17 protein-coding genes are annotated in these 15,706 nt (G+C 36.4%); 10 read left to right on the top strand and 7 right to left on the bottom strand.

All coding sequences use genetic code 11. The features are described from left to right. Nucleotide 1: 1 nt before the first annotated feature. The 5 genes from AC0T7J_RS06005 to AC0T7J_RS06025 are packed head-to-tail and all read right to left on the bottom strand — an operon-like array spanning nt 2 to nt 4,501. A complete protein-coding gene (locus AC0T7J_RS06005) occupies nt 2-499 on the bottom strand; it encodes a VOC family protein (RefSeq protein ID WP_473792808.1) in 498 nt (165 codons plus the stop codon). Between the two features lie 15 nt (nt 500-514). After that, complete coding sequence (locus AC0T7J_RS06010; RefSeq protein WP_473792810.1) at nt 515-1,123, bottom strand: class I SAM-dependent methyltransferase; 609 nt, start codon at nt 1,121-1,123, stop codon at nt 515-517. Nucleotides 1,124-1,147: 24 nt separating this feature from the next. After that, nucleotides 1,148-2,827 (bottom strand): WD40 repeat domain-containing protein, encoded by a 1,680-nt coding sequence (locus AC0T7J_RS06015; protein WP_473792811.1) that lies wholly within the window; start codon nt 2,825-2,827, stop codon nt 1,148-1,150. Nucleotides 2,828-2,835: 8 nt separating this feature from the next. Further along, nucleotides 2,836-3,426: a GTP cyclohydrolase II gene (locus AC0T7J_RS06020; RefSeq protein WP_473792813.1), complete on the bottom strand. Its 591-nt coding sequence runs from the start codon at nt 3,424-3,426 to the stop codon at nt 2,836-2,838. A gap of 43 nt (nt 3,427-3,469) precedes the next feature. Beyond that, nucleotides 3,470-4,501, bottom strand: a complete 1,032-nt coding sequence (locus tag AC0T7J_RS06025) for a pyruvate kinase (protein WP_473792815.1) — start codon at nt 4,499-4,501, stop codon at nt 3,470-3,472. Between the two features lie 780 nt (nt 4,502-5,281). Here AC0T7J_RS06025 and AC0T7J_RS06030 point away from each other — a divergent pair. The 9 genes from AC0T7J_RS06030 to AC0T7J_RS06070 all read left to right on the top strand — a co-directional run bounded on the left by AC0T7J_RS06030 (nt 5,282) and on the right by AC0T7J_RS06070 (nt 12,101). Then, on the top strand, nt 5,282-6,007 hold the full coding sequence (locus tag AC0T7J_RS06030; RefSeq protein WP_473792817.1) for a DUF6065 family protein: 726 nt from the start codon (nt 5,282-5,284) through the stop codon (nt 6,005-6,007). Beyond that, nucleotides 6,000-6,998 carry a hypothetical protein gene (locus AC0T7J_RS06035; protein WP_473792818.1) on the top strand — a complete coding sequence of 333 codons (999 nt, stop codon included), beginning with the start codon at nt 6,000-6,002 and terminating at the stop codon, nt 6,996-6,998. The genes AC0T7J_RS06030 and AC0T7J_RS06035 overlap by 8 nt, the downstream gene beginning before the upstream one ends. Then, entirely contained in the window at nt 6,940-8,181 is a 1,242-nt protein-coding gene (locus tag AC0T7J_RS06040; RefSeq protein WP_473792820.1) for an MFS transporter, read from the top strand. Before AC0T7J_RS06035 ends, AC0T7J_RS06040 begins: the two co-directional genes overlap by 59 nt. A 23-nt stretch (nt 8,182-8,204) precedes the next feature. Continuing rightward, complete coding sequence (locus tag AC0T7J_RS06045) at nt 8,205-8,630, top strand: bifunctional diaminohydroxyphosphoribosylaminopyrimidine deaminase/5-amino-6-(5-phosphoribosylamino)uracil reductase RibD (RefSeq protein ID WP_473792822.1); 426 nt, start codon at nt 8,205-8,207, stop codon at nt 8,628-8,630. Between the two features lie 146 nt (nt 8,631-8,776). Continuing rightward, complete coding sequence (locus tag AC0T7J_RS06050; protein ID WP_473792823.1) at nt 8,777-9,163, top strand: hypothetical protein; 387 nt, start codon at nt 8,777-8,779, stop codon at nt 9,161-9,163. After that, nucleotides 9,132-10,364 carry a relaxase/mobilization nuclease domain-containing protein gene (locus AC0T7J_RS06055; protein WP_473792824.1) on the top strand — a complete coding sequence of 411 codons (1,233 nt, stop codon included), beginning with the start codon at nt 9,132-9,134 and terminating at the stop codon, nt 10,362-10,364. The genes AC0T7J_RS06050 and AC0T7J_RS06055 overlap by 32 nt, the downstream gene beginning before the upstream one ends. A 192-nt stretch (nt 10,365-10,556) precedes the next feature. After that, nucleotides 10,557-11,228: a DUF4755 domain-containing protein gene (locus AC0T7J_RS06060; RefSeq protein ID WP_473792825.1), complete on the top strand. Its 672-nt coding sequence runs from the start codon at nt 10,557-10,559 to the stop codon at nt 11,226-11,228. A 28-nt stretch (nt 11,229-11,256) separates the two neighbouring features. Then, nucleotides 11,257-11,589 carry a hypothetical protein gene (locus AC0T7J_RS06065; protein ID WP_133248891.1) on the top strand — a complete coding sequence of 111 codons (333 nt, stop codon included), beginning with the start codon at nt 11,257-11,259 and terminating at the stop codon, nt 11,587-11,589. A 194-nt stretch (nt 11,590-11,783) separates the two neighbouring features. Next, entirely contained in the window at nt 11,784-12,101 is a 318-nt protein-coding gene (locus tag AC0T7J_RS06070) for a hypothetical protein (protein ID WP_473792827.1), read from the top strand. 18 nt (nt 12,102-12,119) lie between these two features. Here the strand turns inward: AC0T7J_RS06070 and AC0T7J_RS06075 are convergent, their stop codons facing one another. Then, nucleotides 12,120-12,392 (bottom strand): PepSY domain-containing protein, encoded by a 273-nt coding sequence (locus tag AC0T7J_RS06075; RefSeq protein ID WP_109650906.1) that lies wholly within the window; start codon nt 12,390-12,392, stop codon nt 12,120-12,122. After that, entirely contained in the window at nt 12,389-13,333 is a 945-nt protein-coding gene (locus AC0T7J_RS06080; protein ID WP_473792829.1) for a hypothetical protein, read from the bottom strand. The genes AC0T7J_RS06075 and AC0T7J_RS06080 overlap by 4 nt, the downstream gene beginning before the upstream one ends. Nucleotides 13,334-13,775: 442 nt before the next feature. On the opposite strand from AC0T7J_RS06080, the gene AC0T7J_RS06085 reads away from it, so the two are divergent. Further along, on the top strand, nt 13,776-15,656 hold the full coding sequence (locus AC0T7J_RS06085) for an ATP-dependent nuclease (RefSeq protein WP_473792831.1): 1,881 nt from the start codon (nt 13,776-13,778) through the stop codon (nt 15,654-15,656). Nucleotides 15,657-15,706 lie beyond the last annotated feature (50 nt).

Here is a 15,706-nt window from a genome sequence, read left to right on the forward strand (position 1 = left end):
TCTATAAAAATTCTTTACCTGTTGTTGAACCATGAAGTTTATTGAAATCATAAGCTCCTGTTTTCCCTTCATCAAACCGTTCATCATAGCAAACAAACTCTAAGATATTTAATTCAGGATCTTGTAAATAAATACCTTTCCAACCTGTCCATCGGTGGGTTGCAGTATCATATGGAATATTTTTCTCATTAAGCAAATGTATAAATTCATCATAATCATCAGCAACAATAGTTAAAGCAAAATGATGAAGGTTTGTAAATTTATTATCCAATCCAGGCCAATTATATTTCTTGAAGTTACCAGGCAAATTTTCATTGAAAAGAGTTAAAGTATGAATTTGATTGTGATATCCATCTGCTAACTTTATGGCAGCAACGTCATTTTCAAAACGCCTACGAAGCTCGAACCCTAATAACTCAACATAGAAATCAACCATACGATCCATGTTTTTAACTCTAATTGCTATTTCACCAATTGACTTTACATATGTAGAAATCATTTACAAACCCCCATATTATTTTTTTCTAGCTACAATTGTGCCATGACGAAGATTGAAGCCGCCTTTAGACATTTTAAGATTTTTATTCTCTGTAAATTCAATAATTTCCCAACGGTCTGATTCATAAAGTTTTAATATTGTGTCATCCATTACAAGTACACCTCTCCCTTCAATTTCCAAACAGTATCTATTAATTGATATACCACCCTTTATTGTCCAATTAGACAATCCAGTTATTACTGCTTTATGGTAATTCACTGGAATTTCCTCAAGAAGACCACTACAGAATGTGATATCGAAATTATTTATCTCTTCATGCCGCTCAATAAAATCTGCTTGTATAACCTCCATATTTGAAGAAAGCACTCTAGCTTTATTTTTAATTCTTTCAGCTCCACTGGCTGATAATTCAATCGCTGTGGTTTTATACCCCATTTTTTCAAGCACAAATGCATATCGCCCATTTCCACTTGCTATATCGATTGCCTTAGCATTATGTTTAGGCACGGGGATGGAATTTATTAAGGACATTGATGGTTCACCAAAACCTTTTGTAAAGTTCTGATTCCAATAATTACTCCACCATTCTGCATTCTTTTCTTTATCGACTGGAGGCGGCCACATATTTACTCCTAAATATAGACATAATCAGATTGAAATGTAATTAATTGAACCATCATAAGATGTTGCTACAAATCCTAAATACTTATTATAATGTAGTGAAGATATTCCTGATGCACTTTCACGGCACCATAAAATCCATTTTCTTTCGGTTCTATCGTATACCCCTACCCAACCTGTATAATTCCCAATACATATATAATTTGAACAAAAAGATACTGAAATACACTTTATTGAGTTCTCACTAGGAGTTCTAATCTTTTCAGCTGTCATATCAGTCCATATATAGAGATTAAGATCCCTGCTAATACTAACGAACCCCCCCCTACCATCATAGGCGCAACCATTCGCAATTTTATCATGCGCATTTTTAATAGATTTTACTATTTCTTTTTTTTCAGCATTATAGAATGTTACTGAAGTATCAGCACATACTGAAAAAACCTCCTTTCCAAATGCAGCTAATCCCTTAATTGCATTATCATGTAATTTTACAGTGTTTTCAAATTTCAAAAAACCGTTGATGTCTTTCGATAATATTATTCCCTCACCAGTATAACTACCTACAATCAGACGTTTTCCCTCATTCGTTTCGAAAATAGCTGCACAGTTAAGGGGAGAGCGGTGTTGATACACACTTAGCTTATTCAATGCATCAAAAATCACACCAGTCTGGCCTCCAGTAACGATAAGTCCTTCATACTCTATAATAAAGTTACACAAACTCCCTAAAGCATATTTTTCTCCTAAACTATCACTAACAATTCCAGAATCGCCTACTCTGTAAATAATATCTCCTACAGAATATGATGCGTTAAGGCCAAAAGTATTCTCTACTTTGTTAAATTCCCAATTATTTAATTTATAATCAAAAGTAGCATATCGGTCGCCAAAGGTTGAAAAGGCAATTTTTCCTTCATCGTACACCGTACAGGAGCGTGGCCAAACAGTTTCCGGCAGAGAACTACTTACTATTAGCTCCAAATTGGCATTAGATAACATCCATATATTTACTCTCCTATCGTAGCTAAGACTAATAACTACATCAGTCTTCCTGTCATAAACTAAACGTTTAATACCTGCCTCGTGAGCTTTTATCGGTTTAATTGAACCTTCTTCAATGATTATTATTTCACCATTATCATTGCCTGCTAGTATCACTCCATTATCTAGTACTACAACTGTATCAGTTTCTGCCCCGCCTAAGTCTATATTCCTTAGTATAGCCCCTGTCTCGACATCCCATTTTTTTATAGTGCCATCATCACTGGAACTTATCACAACATCATCATTCTTCTCCCATGTTATAGATATGACATCAGCTGTGTGACCTTGTAGTCTACTCAGTAGTGAACCATTATAATCGAATATACATATAGTTTTATCCCTTGAGCATGTTGCTATTAATTGCTTGTACGGGTGAAATGCAACCCCTTCAACATCATCGGTGTGCCCAAATAAGACTGCAGCTAATTTCATACTGGGCACATGCCAAATTCTACTACTATAATCACTACTTGTTGAAACAGCATATTTTCCGCAAGGGCTAAATTCACATTGATTAGCTAAGTGATCATGAAATCCACGACTTACAGACTTTCCATTTTTTATATCCCATAGGATTACTTGGTTGTCATAGCCAGCCGTAATTATGTATTTCTTATATAAACTACTTACGCAACTAATTGGTGATTTGTGAGTAATCATTTTATACCTCAAATTGTAATATTATGCCCTGTGATAGCTACTTTAGACTGGAGATAGTTTTTATTGTGCGCATTAACAAATGCTTTGGTATTTAGTATTTCCTTGACGAAAATACCATTTCGTAACAATGCCTCCCGCTTATCATTATTATTTGTAAGTAATAATATTTCTCTAATATCTAAAGCCTTAAGCATATCTGCGACGACATCATACCTTCTGCTGTCTTTATCAAAACCCAAATGAAGATTTGCCTCAAATGTATCGAAACCGTTCTCCTGAAGCCTGTAAGCATCGATTTTGTTATACAAACCTATACCTCTACCTTCTTGCCTCAAGTAAAAAATAACACCACCATGTTTATTTATTTTTTCAACTGCCTCATCAAGTTGATTACCGCAATCGCATTTTAGTGAATGAAAGACATCTCCTGTAAGGCATTCAGAATGTATCCTTACCAGCGGTATTTTTTCATGACTAAACTCACCTAATATCAAAGCCACATGCTCTTTTCCATCAGGTAAATTATTAAAGCTTACTAATTTACCTGCCTTCTCGCAGTCTCTGATTGGTAAACTGCAAACATTTCTTATAGTTACCATTTATACATCCTTTTTACTTTAGCACTATTTCAAAGCTTAAATTCTATATTTTTAATTTTCTAGTTATTTCAAGTGTCTTTTGTAATGCATCGTTCATTGATGACTCTTTGGTCATAAGGAAACCACCCGAAATTATATTTAAAGATAAGTTATATACATCGCTTATTTCAGCCCGAGTTGGTATATCTCGATATTTCAAGCTTGAGAAAATTTCTGTAGCTACAAAAACTGGTTTATTTTTCTTGTTCGAAGCTTCAATTATCTTATTCTGATTTTCTCCGAGTTCTTCAATTCCTGCGTAAAGTGCCAAATCACCACGCGCCACAATAACTGCGTCAAAGGCTCTAGTAATATCGTCTATATTATCCACTCCCTTTTGCGTTTCAACTTTCGCATAAAAGCTTTTGAAATTTTCAAATCCTATTTCTTTTGCTTTTAAAATATCCGACTCATGTTCAACAAATGAAAGAGCGATGCTTATTTTTTTTCCATTATATCTTTTAGCTATCGATTTTATATTTTCATTTTCTTCAGAAATCTGTAATATCTCTTTACCGAAAATCAGTAGTGATTTGGAGTCTGAAACAAACCAATCATTATTAGCTTTTACTTCAATAAAATCTCTCTCAACTCTTTCTACATTTAAAGTCAACTCGCCATCACCTATACATAAAGTATCTCCGGCAGAGACAACTTCAAAAACTTTACTTTCGACATATAAGCATCGGGAGTTGAGCATTTTCTCAGTTGAGTTAACCAATTTTAAAATTGTGTCTTTTTTAACGTCATATTGTAATCCTTCAAACGTATTGTATCTGACCTTGGATCTTGGATATGGTATGTCAAATAAAACTTCTACACTTGATGGATTCGCATACTTATTAATTGCCGTCATTAAGTTTTGATAAATATAATCTAAGGAATTTAAAATAGTATTATTTGCTAAGTTAAATCTTACCAAGCTAACACCATACTCAATGCATCTCTCAAAGTGCTCTACGGTTTGACATCCATCGCCGACAGTTACACCTAATCTTTTAGCACTTAAATTTTTTGAATGCTTTAAATCTACCATATACAAAAATCCATAAATTTTTATTAATTAAAAAAACGAAAATAGATAACCCTCGTTATCAAGTCAACCAAATAAATTTTTATTATTCCCTTTCTAATTATAATCCTAGGTTTTTTCTGTATGTTTATTGTTCAATTCTCCTTTAAACGCATGACAACCTTTTTCTTATAAAATATAATTTTTTAATATATAAAAGATTTTTATCTGTTCTTGAATCCGCTTTAAGCAGCAAATTTTACCGGTTCGCTTTTTTTCAGATTTACAATCTTTTTCTCATACAATTGGTTAATTCATCATCAGGGATTTAACGATAAACGCCACATTTTTTAAACAAAATCAAAAAAATCAATAACATACTTTAATTTTATTATTTACACTTTTAACTTAAAATTACACTTATTCAGTTATCTATCGAAGAATCAACGGATTAAGAAATGTCAAGACACCCTCTTTCTTTTGCAGTTTTGTTTTTGTGAACCTCATCACACTTATGACATTTGCATTTTTTTTAATATTGTATGGAATAGAAGATAAATGCGAATATCAAACGGCCATTCATTAATGGCTTTAAAAAACCATCTAAATTCTAAATGAGGATTTATTATGAAAGTTATCGTTTCAAGTAACTATCGTGCAGTAACAAGTAAAGGCGTTAAAGTCCGTGGATTTGGTGGCGGATCATCTGCTGCAAAAGCTTAATAAGATATAGATTAACAAGTGGGCATTAATGCCCACTTTCTAACATAACTTCTTATAACGTCAGCATTAAGTGAAAAATTAATGGATAGAATAAGATTTTACCGAATTTGGCAAGAAGCACCATTGCCGGTTAAAGCGAGTGTATCATTGAGCGGAGAAATATCTAGTCGTGCACATCAATTTTGCACTCCATTTTTAGTTGCAAACTCAATGGGTTATTTGATTTATCCTCCAATTGATTTTAATATACTATTTGATGGTGTTACTACGTACGTGCAGTTAGAAGGTATGGATGAGTGGATAATACTTGATAAAATTTTCCTCCCTGACTTCATTGATATTTGGAAAAAAAACATTCCTGAAGAACTAAAAACTTCAGCACCTGTATTTTTGGAGGCTTTTCCTGAACGTGCCGTCTTACAACTTTGGACTGGCTATTTTGTAGATACTTTACCAGGTTATAACCTCTGGATAAGATCACCTATTAATAGAAACCATTCAGCTTCGTATAAAGTTATTGAAGGTGTTGTTGAAAATGATTGGTGGGCAGGTCCATTATTTACAAATATAGAAATTCTTAAAACAGACATTCCCATTAGCTTTAAAAAAGATCAACCATTTTTGCAAGTCATAATGCTTCCACGAAAAGATTTAGAAAGAAGTAATAGCCTTTCGGTTACAGATTTTGAAGATGGTTTGCCAGATCAATACATACAGAGAATGATTGAAACTTCAGATCGTCGTAACACACAAAGACCTGGTTCTTATAGAAGATTTTCAAGCAAAAGAGAAGATAAAAATGAATAATATGAATGATGTAATTTTGGAAATTTTTAATTCAATAGAAAAAGGTGAAAAGCTAAAATTTAAAAAACTGAGTGATACTCAAATACTAGATTCACTTCCTTTTTTTATATCGCATAGAATTGAAGGCATTGCATTTAACACACTTGATTCTTTTTCAGAAATGAGCCGCTTTTATGATGACACTTATTTAAAGCAACTGGAAACTGTAAGGTCGCTTTTATCGGTTTCATTATGTGAAGCTAAGGCTATTTTTCTGCAAGGTTTTTCCCGTTACAGTACGTTGGCTGATTTATATTCTCAGGGTTTGAGAAGTGATATAGACATTTATATTCCTCACAATACAGTAAAGGTCTTTGAAGCAAAAGCGAACAAATCAAAATTTTTTGAATATGCTTACGATGAAAATTCCTTATTTTTAGCTGATGATGAATCTATAGATAAAACTAAAGAACAGTTTTGGGCAAATAAGGATTATACTCTTACACATGTAGGCCATGTTGAATTATCCGATTCAATCCCCATCACAATAGAAGATGCTTACCTCCCTTATCTACTTAGAAATAATGAATGTTTATTTTTAACAGCCATCGAGATTCATCACTATTATTCTGACCCAAATGATATTAATATTTTGGAAAGCAATAGAGAGCACTGGCCTGAAATGGGTTGTGACAGACTAAACATAACCGCAACTTTATATTTTAACCTTGTGCGTTTATACAATGGAGTTTTAGGTGGTGAAAAAAGAATTAGGCTTTTAATTGATACGGCTTGTGCACTTAAAAACAACCATATAGAAAAAATAGATTTCGATTTACTAAATGTTTTTATTTCTTCATCAAAAGATGCTTACAAATATTATTCTGTTTGTAGGGCTCTATCTATTTATCACCCTTTATTTAGTTCGTTGGGTGAGTTATCTTGCGAAAAAAATGATGAAGAAACTTGTTATTTGTGGCTTGAAGCTTTTAACCAATCTTTACAACCTTGAGGCGTACATGAGGAAAGTTAATATATTTCTGATCTTTTTTTCATTCACTGCTGAAATTTTTTGCCTACAGCTATTGCTAATATTTATACCATTAGTTGTTTTTTATAGCGGTGGCGGTGAAATTAATTCATCTATATCTCGCTCTGCGGGTTTTATTGGACCTGTTTTGTTTGGATATTATATCGGCAAGCTTACTGATATATTCAACAAAAGAATTTTGGGTGCATCAATAGCATTGACAATAGCTTTAGTTAGCGGTTTTTTTGCGTTAACTTTTAAAAACTTCAATTATAATTCATTGATATTTTATATGATTTTTCTTTCTATTTTTTCATATTTCCTTATCAATATTCGCTCATCTGTCATGCCTATGTTGATTCAAGACTCGTCTTTAAATAAAGCTAATGGTTTTTTTGTAGTTATTGAAAACACAGTCACACTTGTTTCTCCTGGTATATGTTCACTCTTACTTTATTTTGGAAAACCTCAATTTGGTTTTTATCTTACCACGTTTCTTTTTTTTGTTTCTGCCATTGCTTATTTTTTTGGTCTTAGACAAATTGAAAATAACAAGCCTTCCAATTCTAATGATAACTCCATTTTTAAAACATGGGGGATTTTAAAGTCCAACAAGCAACTATTACACCTTTGCTTATTAATTATGGCAAGCAATGCTTTTTTGGCAATCTACACACTTTATTTAATTATTTTTATAAGTAAACACAACATTACAAGTAACATACTTTCTCCTTTTATAATGATTCCATCTGCGTGTTCAGCAATACTAGCTGGCCTATACACAGTGAAATTGCTTCCTCGATACAGTCTTTCTAATTTTTCTATTTTTTGTTCTTTGGCCATATTTTTAGCTGGAGTTTTACCGTTAATTTCTAAAAACTTATTTTCGATTATCCTTTCATCATGTTTAGAGGGTTTTTTTACCTCAAGTTTAGTGATTGCCGTCTGGACATTACGCCAAAGAGTTGTATCTAAAGAAACGTTAGGACAAGTAACTGGTCTAACAAGTGCTCTTTTCAAGCTTTCGATAACAATTACTTTGCCACTAGCAGGTATTTTATCATCGATGTATGGTGAAAGTTCGGCATTATTATTTGGTTCATCATTAATATTAGTCGGAATCATTCCCTTTATCTATAATAGAAGCGATTTTAAAATATATTAGTTCTAAACTATTATGAGGTTTGTATGAAAGATCAAAAATATATGTTGCTGGCACTGAGTTTATCACAAAATGCTTTACCTTCTTGCTTACCTAATCCACCTGTCGGATGTGTAATCGTTCGAAATGGCCATGTCATCGCTACTGGTTATACAAGACAGCCAGGCTCAAATCATGCTGAAATTGATGCAATGTCAAAGTTATCCGGTTCTCTTGAGGATTGTGAAATGTATGTTACCTTGGAACCATGTTCATTTATTGGTCGCACTCCATCTTGTGCATGGGAAATAGTCAATAGAAAAGTTGGACATGTATATGTTTCTATAATTGATCCTCATAACAAAAATGATGGCAAGGGAATCGATATTTTAACCCAAAACGCAATCCCCGTTAATTTAGGCTTATGTGAGCATGAAGTTAAAGAATTTATATCTCCTTATTTATCGTTTTAAATCTTACATTGCGCTTTGAAAATTTTTAACATTCCCTTAATTTACTTCGACTTTTACCCTAATTTTTAAACTCTTGACATATTATACTTTTGGGGTATTTTATTTTTAGCACAAGGAAAGTGCTTATATTGAGGAAAGGAGTTCCTATGAATAATATTTATCCCCCTCCCCTCGCAGAGAATCTACGTATTCATTGCGTCAGCGTCAGACTTAATAACTCAGAGCTAAATACTTTAGATCATGAACGTAAGCAATACGCCAAAGGCGAATGGCTTCGCATGTGCTTCATGAAAAACCAACCTGTTGTTGTTCCTGAGATCAACAGAGCAGCATGGAAAATGTTTGGCGAGATAAATCACAGGCTCAATGACATTGTTAACCACCTGAACGCAAAGCAGTCATGTAACCCACTTACCAAGACTGAACTGTTCGCCGTTAAGCGACAGATCACTGAACTTCGCTCTCACCTCCTTACCGCTGATCTATGGAGTATCCCCTCTGATGAAGGGCATGCAGAAGATCAAACGCGGTAAGAGCTTCGCCGGAGTTGTTCTATACGCTTTAAAGCATGGAACGCACCATAAAACTGACCCGGTGGTCATAGGGGGGAACATGCTGGGAGACTCAGCAGCTGAGTTGATAGCTGAGTTCACTGCTTCGGCTTCATTACGCACAGACGTGGCAAAACCGGTGTGGCACAACTCGCTCCGCCTACCCATCGGTGAATCACTCACGACAAAGCAATGGGTTTCATTTGCTGACGACTATATGAATCAAATGGGGTTCAGTGAGACGCACCTGCGCTGCTATGTCATACATGACGACGAAGCAGGTCAGCACATTCATATCATTGCCAGCAGAGTAGACCTCATTGGTGGAAAGCTTTATCTGGGAAGGAATGAAAACTTGATCAGTACACGTCTAATCCATGAACTTGAAAAAGATTATTGCCTGACAAGAACTAAAGGCCCCTCTCCTTCGCATAGCTCTTCCCCTACCAGAATGCGCAAGAAGCTGTCTCGCAACGAGGAACAGAAAGAGAAACGCGAAGGTCAGCCAACGTCCAAGACGTTCCTGCAGAACACAATAGATACACTCCTCAGTACTCACAATGACATTCAGAGCTTCGTTGAAGCACTTCGCGAGCACGGCATAACGCCCTTACCAAACATTTCCTCCACGGGTCGTATGAATGGTTTCTCCTTCGAATACTCAGGTATAGCTTTCAAAGCTTCGCAACTCGGTAAAGGGTATTCGTGGGCAACACTGCAAGAGAAGCTTCGCTACAAACCCGAACGTGACAATCCCCTACTGTTTGCTTTAAAAGCCTCTGCTATGGAAAGTAACGAGACGAGTGAATCAGTTATTCAGGTGACCTTAGGAGAGCCTGCGCTCTCCTCACCGGCTGCTTTAGAGGTAGAGGCCGAGGCAATTACACATTCTCAAACACATGAACAAGGAACTGAAGCGCAAACACTCCTTAACACTACGCGTATGCCAAGTGAGCAAACCAGAAGCGCTGACTTTTTCATGACAAGGGTATTGAAATGGCTGATGAGCATTCCTTACCTGGCCGCTTTCACAAACCTGCTCAAAAAGGCAGGTAAGACGTTTCTCCACCAAAAATCCTCATTTTCGACAATTCATAGAGTCCTCTCAGCTGAGCCTGAGTTATCTGACCTACCAGGCAGCAGCAAAATAGTGGCTGAACGTACCGCAGTACCCTTTCGATAACCTCCTGTCTCAACGCAATTTTTCAACCTAAGTTCTTATTTGCACAAATAATTGATCGTTTTCACAGATCGATAAACTATATATGATAGCCATTAACTATCAAAAGGAGATCATCGATCGGTACAAGTGATTTGCTTAAGTTTTGAACTCGTTCAAAAATGCGTCGTAAAAGCAGTTACCAATCAGCTAGTTATGAGCGACTTTAAATTAAAGGTGCATAAAATGGATACAGCGGCTTTGAGCGGACAGAAAGTGCGTAAACCATCGTTCTTTCGTTCGATTAGGTTCTGGATTGTTGTTGTAGTGATTTTCTGGATTCTGACTGATTCAAATCCAAAAGACACTGCAGGGTTCCTGTTCATGTGGACATTACCTGCCTTCTTCTTACTCCTTACGGCATATGTGTCATACACGCATAAAAGGGCAAACGCCTCCACTATTGACCTGCAGAACGTTAATGACAACGGATTGTGGAGCCATGAGTTCCAGGACAGCAAAATGACCATTGATACGAATCGCGAGTTGCTGACCCTGGAAGCTGGTAAGCGCAAGAAAGCTTACAGGTTCAGTGACTTCAAAGGCTGGCGATATCACTTAGCCGTTGGAGGTGAAATCGTAGCTTTTGATTTAGTTGGTATGGCGGGAGCGAAGGGTCACAACAACCTTACCCGCCTTAAAAACTTCGAGAACTCTGGATTCTTTATCCAGGTGAGAGACATTGAATGCCCGGAGTGGCAGATAAAATTTCATCCCCGTAAAGGCCGGTTCCACCATGAACAAGGGATCCGCGATACAGAAATGCAGTTAAAGCGGTGGTGTGAAATTTTTGACCAGACACTCAACAAAACCACAGCAACACATTAATTATCAATATCAAATAAGGGATTAAGAAATGAATAAACTTTCAACAGTTGCAGTCTTGTCTTTGTCAGTTTTGCTCACTGGCTGCGATAGCGAACCCTCCTCTTCCGAAATCCAGAAAGCTATGCAGGACAACATTGAGCACACAAACCAGCAAGCCAGACAGCGGTTCGGTGAGAACAGCAAAGACATGCTCACGACTCTGAATAAAGCTGAGAAGGTTTCCTGTAAGGAATCAGAGGCCAAAGGTACATACCTCTGCAAAGTAAATACCGATATAACACTACCCTTCATGGGCGAAAAGCAAACCGTAGCTGAATTCAAATTTACGAAGAGTGATGGAAACTGGAAAGTATCACCTTAATTGAATCCAATAATTAACAAGCTCATTTTCAACGAAATTTCAAAGCACATATTTTATGAGCAAGTGTCAGCACCAGGGAACCATTCTAAAAAAACAGAAGCCTTTCAGGGGCCTGCCCGGTTTGTATAGGACTTGGGTAATGAGTTACAATCAGCCTATCGTAAGACAAATGAATGACACTCATTATGAACAAAATGCAAATCGAAGAAATGCTTGTAAAAGAGGGATTTACTCCAAAAGAAGTCTCTGTGATACGTCAGCATGCTGAGAAAGAAGGTTATCCTTATCCCTGGCTCCTTTCACAGTTAAAGAAAAGGTTCATAGTTGCAATGATATTAATAGCAATCCTTTTCGCAGGACTCATCTATACCATTCGCAGTGGTACACAAGAAAACCTTATATCTTATTCGATAACGCTGTTAGCAGGCTTCACGATTCTGTATAACTTTATTCCTTTGAAACCTGCATACAAAGCATTTAAATTTTTGAGAAAACACTGTCATGTTTTATAAAGTCATTAATGGACATTTTCATTTATTCAATCGAAGAATCGCACTACCTCTTCCCCCTACTGCAATACATTCACCACTGGAGGCATCTATATAATATTTAATTGGATTAGGCATACTTTCCATCATCCATGGAAGATCTTCAGAAAATTTCAAATCTGAGGTTGAAATAACCCAAACAGATTTACCATCAAAAGACGATCTCACAGCCTCATGAAAACGTTCGTCCCAACCATGACCGGTTTCCCTTGCATATTCTTTGGCAATCTCAACAGCTTTATTTTCCGATATCATTGCTGAACTCCATACCAAACATTATACATCAACCCTCCAACCACTACTGGCCCCAAAAGAATACCTGCGGTTTCATGCCGCAATATTGTATAGGTGATTTCATAAGTATTTCCAAGAGGGAATTTAAAGCCTTCAATGATATATTCCCTACTCATCCCTCTTGCTCTTAACAAGCCAATAGTTTCAGCAAGTGACTCTTCCAGGTATCGTAATATATAAGATTTATTATATGCGCTTTGTCTCATGAAAACCCTAAGTTCTCTTAATAAATAGAACTTAGGCGCAATCGCCATGTGTACCTGTTCATGATAAAGAGTTGAAAGCATCTGCAGATATGCGTCATCTTTCGACATTGCACCAGGATAGTAGTTGCGTCCTACTTCTACGTCCCCCCAGGGTTTTGTGCGCCCCTGAACGACGTCACTATGCTTTGTAATTTTTATCTTAGGAGTATAACGCCAGCCTCCATTACGAGGTAGGTTCATTTTCCTTCCAATATCGCTGCTGTATCTAGGCATTTTTACTCCCCTGAAAGGAGTTTTAAATGTATCACCAGGCTTCTTCTTTAAAAGAAGTGCGAGGACAGTATTAACGCCTATCAGAGTGATCGCATCTGCTAAATCCTTAGCAGCAACGTCAAGATCTCCTTCGCTACGAGCTGCGTTAGTCTTCGTTGCAAAATCAAACAACTTCTTAGCCGCTTCAACCGCTACGCCCCCTACTGCTACCCAACCTACAATGAGAAGCACTAAATCAGCGATTTCTCCAATTCCAAAAAAGTGCGCACCAGCCCAAACCACGATTACCCCCGCCATAGTTGCTAATGCTGAGGGGGTGACCATAGCAAGAAGCTGTTGACCTACGTCAGATGGTAAGAGCACTGCCGCTTTCGAGATGATTAGTTGTAGCCTTGACTGTATATCGTTAGGAATGACATCCATGCTTCATCCTCAACTAATGTTAAAGGTTTATAGATTAACTCTTTTTTTCAAAAATTTGCCATTTTTTATCATCATCCTTGAATTGGTGATTACTTAACATCACAAACTACCCACTGAAGCTGAGATAACCGGAATGAAGAACAAATAACTAACAAAAGCAAACGAATAGCAGATTAGCCAAAAATAAACAAAATTAACAATACAACTAACCAATACTGTTACCCAACCAGTTTTTAAACATTCTCGATTTATTCACTTCACTGTGACCTCAGTCCAACCTTCTAATAACACCAGAGGTCTGCAACTTAATTGCACTTTTAAAAAAAGTTACTTTACTTCCGTCACAGTTTTATATAAAAAATTGTCACATAATGTTTCTTCCATATATATTGACATCTTTATATTTTCCGAAATGATTAATCAACTTCAAAGGATAGAAGAAATGAGATCTAAGCTATTAAATATCACCGTCAAGAACATAGGCTGTATTGGGCCAGAGGGTGTTAGTGTTAAACTCGACGATATTCTCTGTCTTGTTGGGCCAAATAACTCTGGTAAAACAACAATACTGAGAGCTTATGAACTTGCATTTAACCCTAATATATTTAATATAAATAGTGACAGGTGTAATTGGTCTAAAGGAGATCAAATATCCGAAGTTATACTTGATGTTCATATTCCTGAAGGGATGGGCAACGTAGATGAGAAGTGGAAAATAGTCGACGATGATAAAAGAATAGTCAGGAGTTCATGGTTCTGGGACGAGGATGGTAAATCTACCAGGAAAACATGGGATCCTCAATTAAATGACTGGGCGGCTGATGGTAAAGCTGGTGGTGCTGATAATGTATTTAAGTCCCGACTTCCAAGGCCTATGCGGATTAAATCATTAGACGATGCTGTAACAACAGAAGATATTTTGCTAACGTTAGCTTTGAGTCCTCTTGTTAAAGAGCTTAAAACATTAGAGAGTGACTGCGACTCACAAATATCAAAAGATAAAGCTGCTTTAGCTGCTACTGTAAATGCACTAGCTGGTCCGCATAAGCAAAGATTGTCTCATATATCTCAACAAATACAGCATGGTTTTCAAAATATTTTTCCTGGTCTAGGGGTACAACTTCATGTCGAAATGACACCTCCAGAGCTTAAAATTGAAAACTTACTCAAACAAGGTTCAGGATTACTCGTTGAGGAAGCTGCTGGAAAATCTCGAATCGGGCAACAAGGCACTGGAGCAAGGAGAGCATTATTTTGGGCAATGTTACAAGTACACAATGAAATTAGCCGTCAAACAGAGAAACGTGATGCTCTTCTCAAACCTTTAAAAGAACAGCTAAAAAAAGAACTTAAAAAAAATTCAGAAAGCGAAACTGTAAAACTACTTAATCAGCAAATTGAAGCTATAAATAATGGCGATACTATTCCTGAGGACGCTGAGGACCCCGCATTACCTGGGTATATACTTTTAATGGACGAACCTGAAAATGCGTTACATCCAATGGCTGCAAGAGCTGCTCAGGCACACCTTTATGCTCTCGGTAAACATCCTGACTGGCAAGTATTAATAACTACACATTCTCCTTATTTTATTAATCCATTAGAAGATCATACTACCATTGCACGTATGCAGCGTTCGGCAGATGGAAAGTCATTGTCTCCACGATTATATATAGCAGATGAAGCAGATTTCTCAACAACTGAAAAAGATAACCTTCAAGCTTTACAATTGACAGATATTGGGTTTGCTGAAATTTTCTTTGGTAGTTATCCTATTATAGTTGAGGGAGATACTGAACATGCAGCTTTCATTTCAGCTATTGTAAAAACACAGCACGAAATGTCTGGGAAAGTAAGTATCATAAGAGCTCGTGGTAAAGCCGTCTTAATTCCATTAATAAAAATGCTTCGCCATTTCAAAACTAACTTTGGCATTATTCATGATATCGATTGGCCTTATCGCAAAGATGGTTCTAACAATGGAATGTGGACTATTAATAGTGTAATTCGAGAAGAGATAGTTAAATGCAGAAACCATGGTCATACCGTCTATCATCGCTGGAGCATACCTGATTTTGAACGTTTCTTAGGAGGGGCTGAGCTTGGAAAAGATAAGCCTTATTCCGCTTTCACCCGAATTTCTGCAGATGAAATTTTAAAACTTAAAGTACAAAAATTAATTTCATCGCTTTTTCAGGGAGAAGACCACGATCCTGTTGGACATCAACCAGACTCTGACTTTAGCGCACAAATCCTTTCTGAATTATCTCATTGGGCAAAAGCTAACAATCAAACAAATAACATTAGAATAATTGGAATTTAATAAAAAACTGATAATTTTAAACATCCTAGGGTATTAATTTTTAATACCCT

Source organism: Pantoea sp. E956-1, from assembly GCF_982223955.1.

Bases quoted from the DNA above. Each gene is read 5' to 3' on its own strand.
- AC0T7J_RS06005 (WP_473792808.1), bottom strand. From the start codon at position 499: ATGATTTCTACATATGTAAAGTCAATTGGTGAAATAGCAATTAGAGTT.
- AC0T7J_RS06010 (WP_473792810.1), bottom strand. From the start codon at position 1,123: ATGTGGCCGCCTCCAGTCGATAAAGAAAAGAATGCAGAATGGTGGAGT.
- AC0T7J_RS06015 (WP_473792811.1), bottom strand. From the start codon at position 2,827: ATGATTACTCACAAATCACCAATTAGTTGCGTAAGTAGTTTATATAAG.
- AC0T7J_RS06020 (WP_473792813.1), bottom strand. From the start codon at position 3,426: ATGGTAACTATAAGAAATGTTTGCAGTTTACCAATCAGAGACTGCGAG.
- AC0T7J_RS06025 (WP_473792815.1), bottom strand. From the start codon at position 4,501: ATGGTAGATTTAAAGCATTCAAAAAATTTAAGTGCTAAAAGATTAGGT.
- AC0T7J_RS06030 (WP_473792817.1), top strand. From the start codon at position 5,282: ATGGATAGAATAAGATTTTACCGAATTTGGCAAGAAGCACCATTGCCG.
- AC0T7J_RS06035 (WP_473792818.1), top strand. From the start codon at position 6,000: ATGAATAATATGAATGATGTAATTTTGGAAATTTTTAATTCAATAGAA.
- AC0T7J_RS06040 (WP_473792820.1), top strand. From the start codon at position 6,940: ATGATGAAGAAACTTGTTATTTGTGGCTTGAAGCTTTTAACCAATCTT.
- AC0T7J_RS06045 (WP_473792822.1), top strand. From the start codon at position 8,205: ATGAAAGATCAAAAATATATGTTGCTGGCACTGAGTTTATCACAAAAT.
- AC0T7J_RS06050 (WP_473792823.1), top strand. From the start codon at position 8,777: ATGAATAATATTTATCCCCCTCCCCTCGCAGAGAATCTACGTATTCAT.
- AC0T7J_RS06055 (WP_473792824.1), top strand. From the start codon at position 9,132: ATGAAGGGCATGCAGAAGATCAAACGCGGTAAGAGCTTCGCCGGAGTT.
- AC0T7J_RS06060 (WP_473792825.1), top strand. From the start codon at position 10,557: ATGAGCGACTTTAAATTAAAGGTGCATAAAATGGATACAGCGGCTTTG.
- AC0T7J_RS06065 (WP_133248891.1), top strand. From the start codon at position 11,257: ATGAATAAACTTTCAACAGTTGCAGTCTTGTCTTTGTCAGTTTTGCTC.
- AC0T7J_RS06070 (WP_473792827.1), top strand. From the start codon at position 11,784: ATGCAAATCGAAGAAATGCTTGTAAAAGAGGGATTTACTCCAAAAGAA.
- AC0T7J_RS06075 (WP_109650906.1), bottom strand. From the start codon at position 12,392: ATGATATCGGAAAATAAAGCTGTTGAGATTGCCAAAGAATATGCAAGG.
- AC0T7J_RS06080 (WP_473792829.1), bottom strand. From the start codon at position 13,333: ATGGATGTCATTCCTAACGATATACAGTCAAGGCTACAACTAATCATC.
- AC0T7J_RS06085 (WP_473792831.1), top strand. From the start codon at position 13,776: ATGAGATCTAAGCTATTAAATATCACCGTCAAGAACATAGGCTGTATT.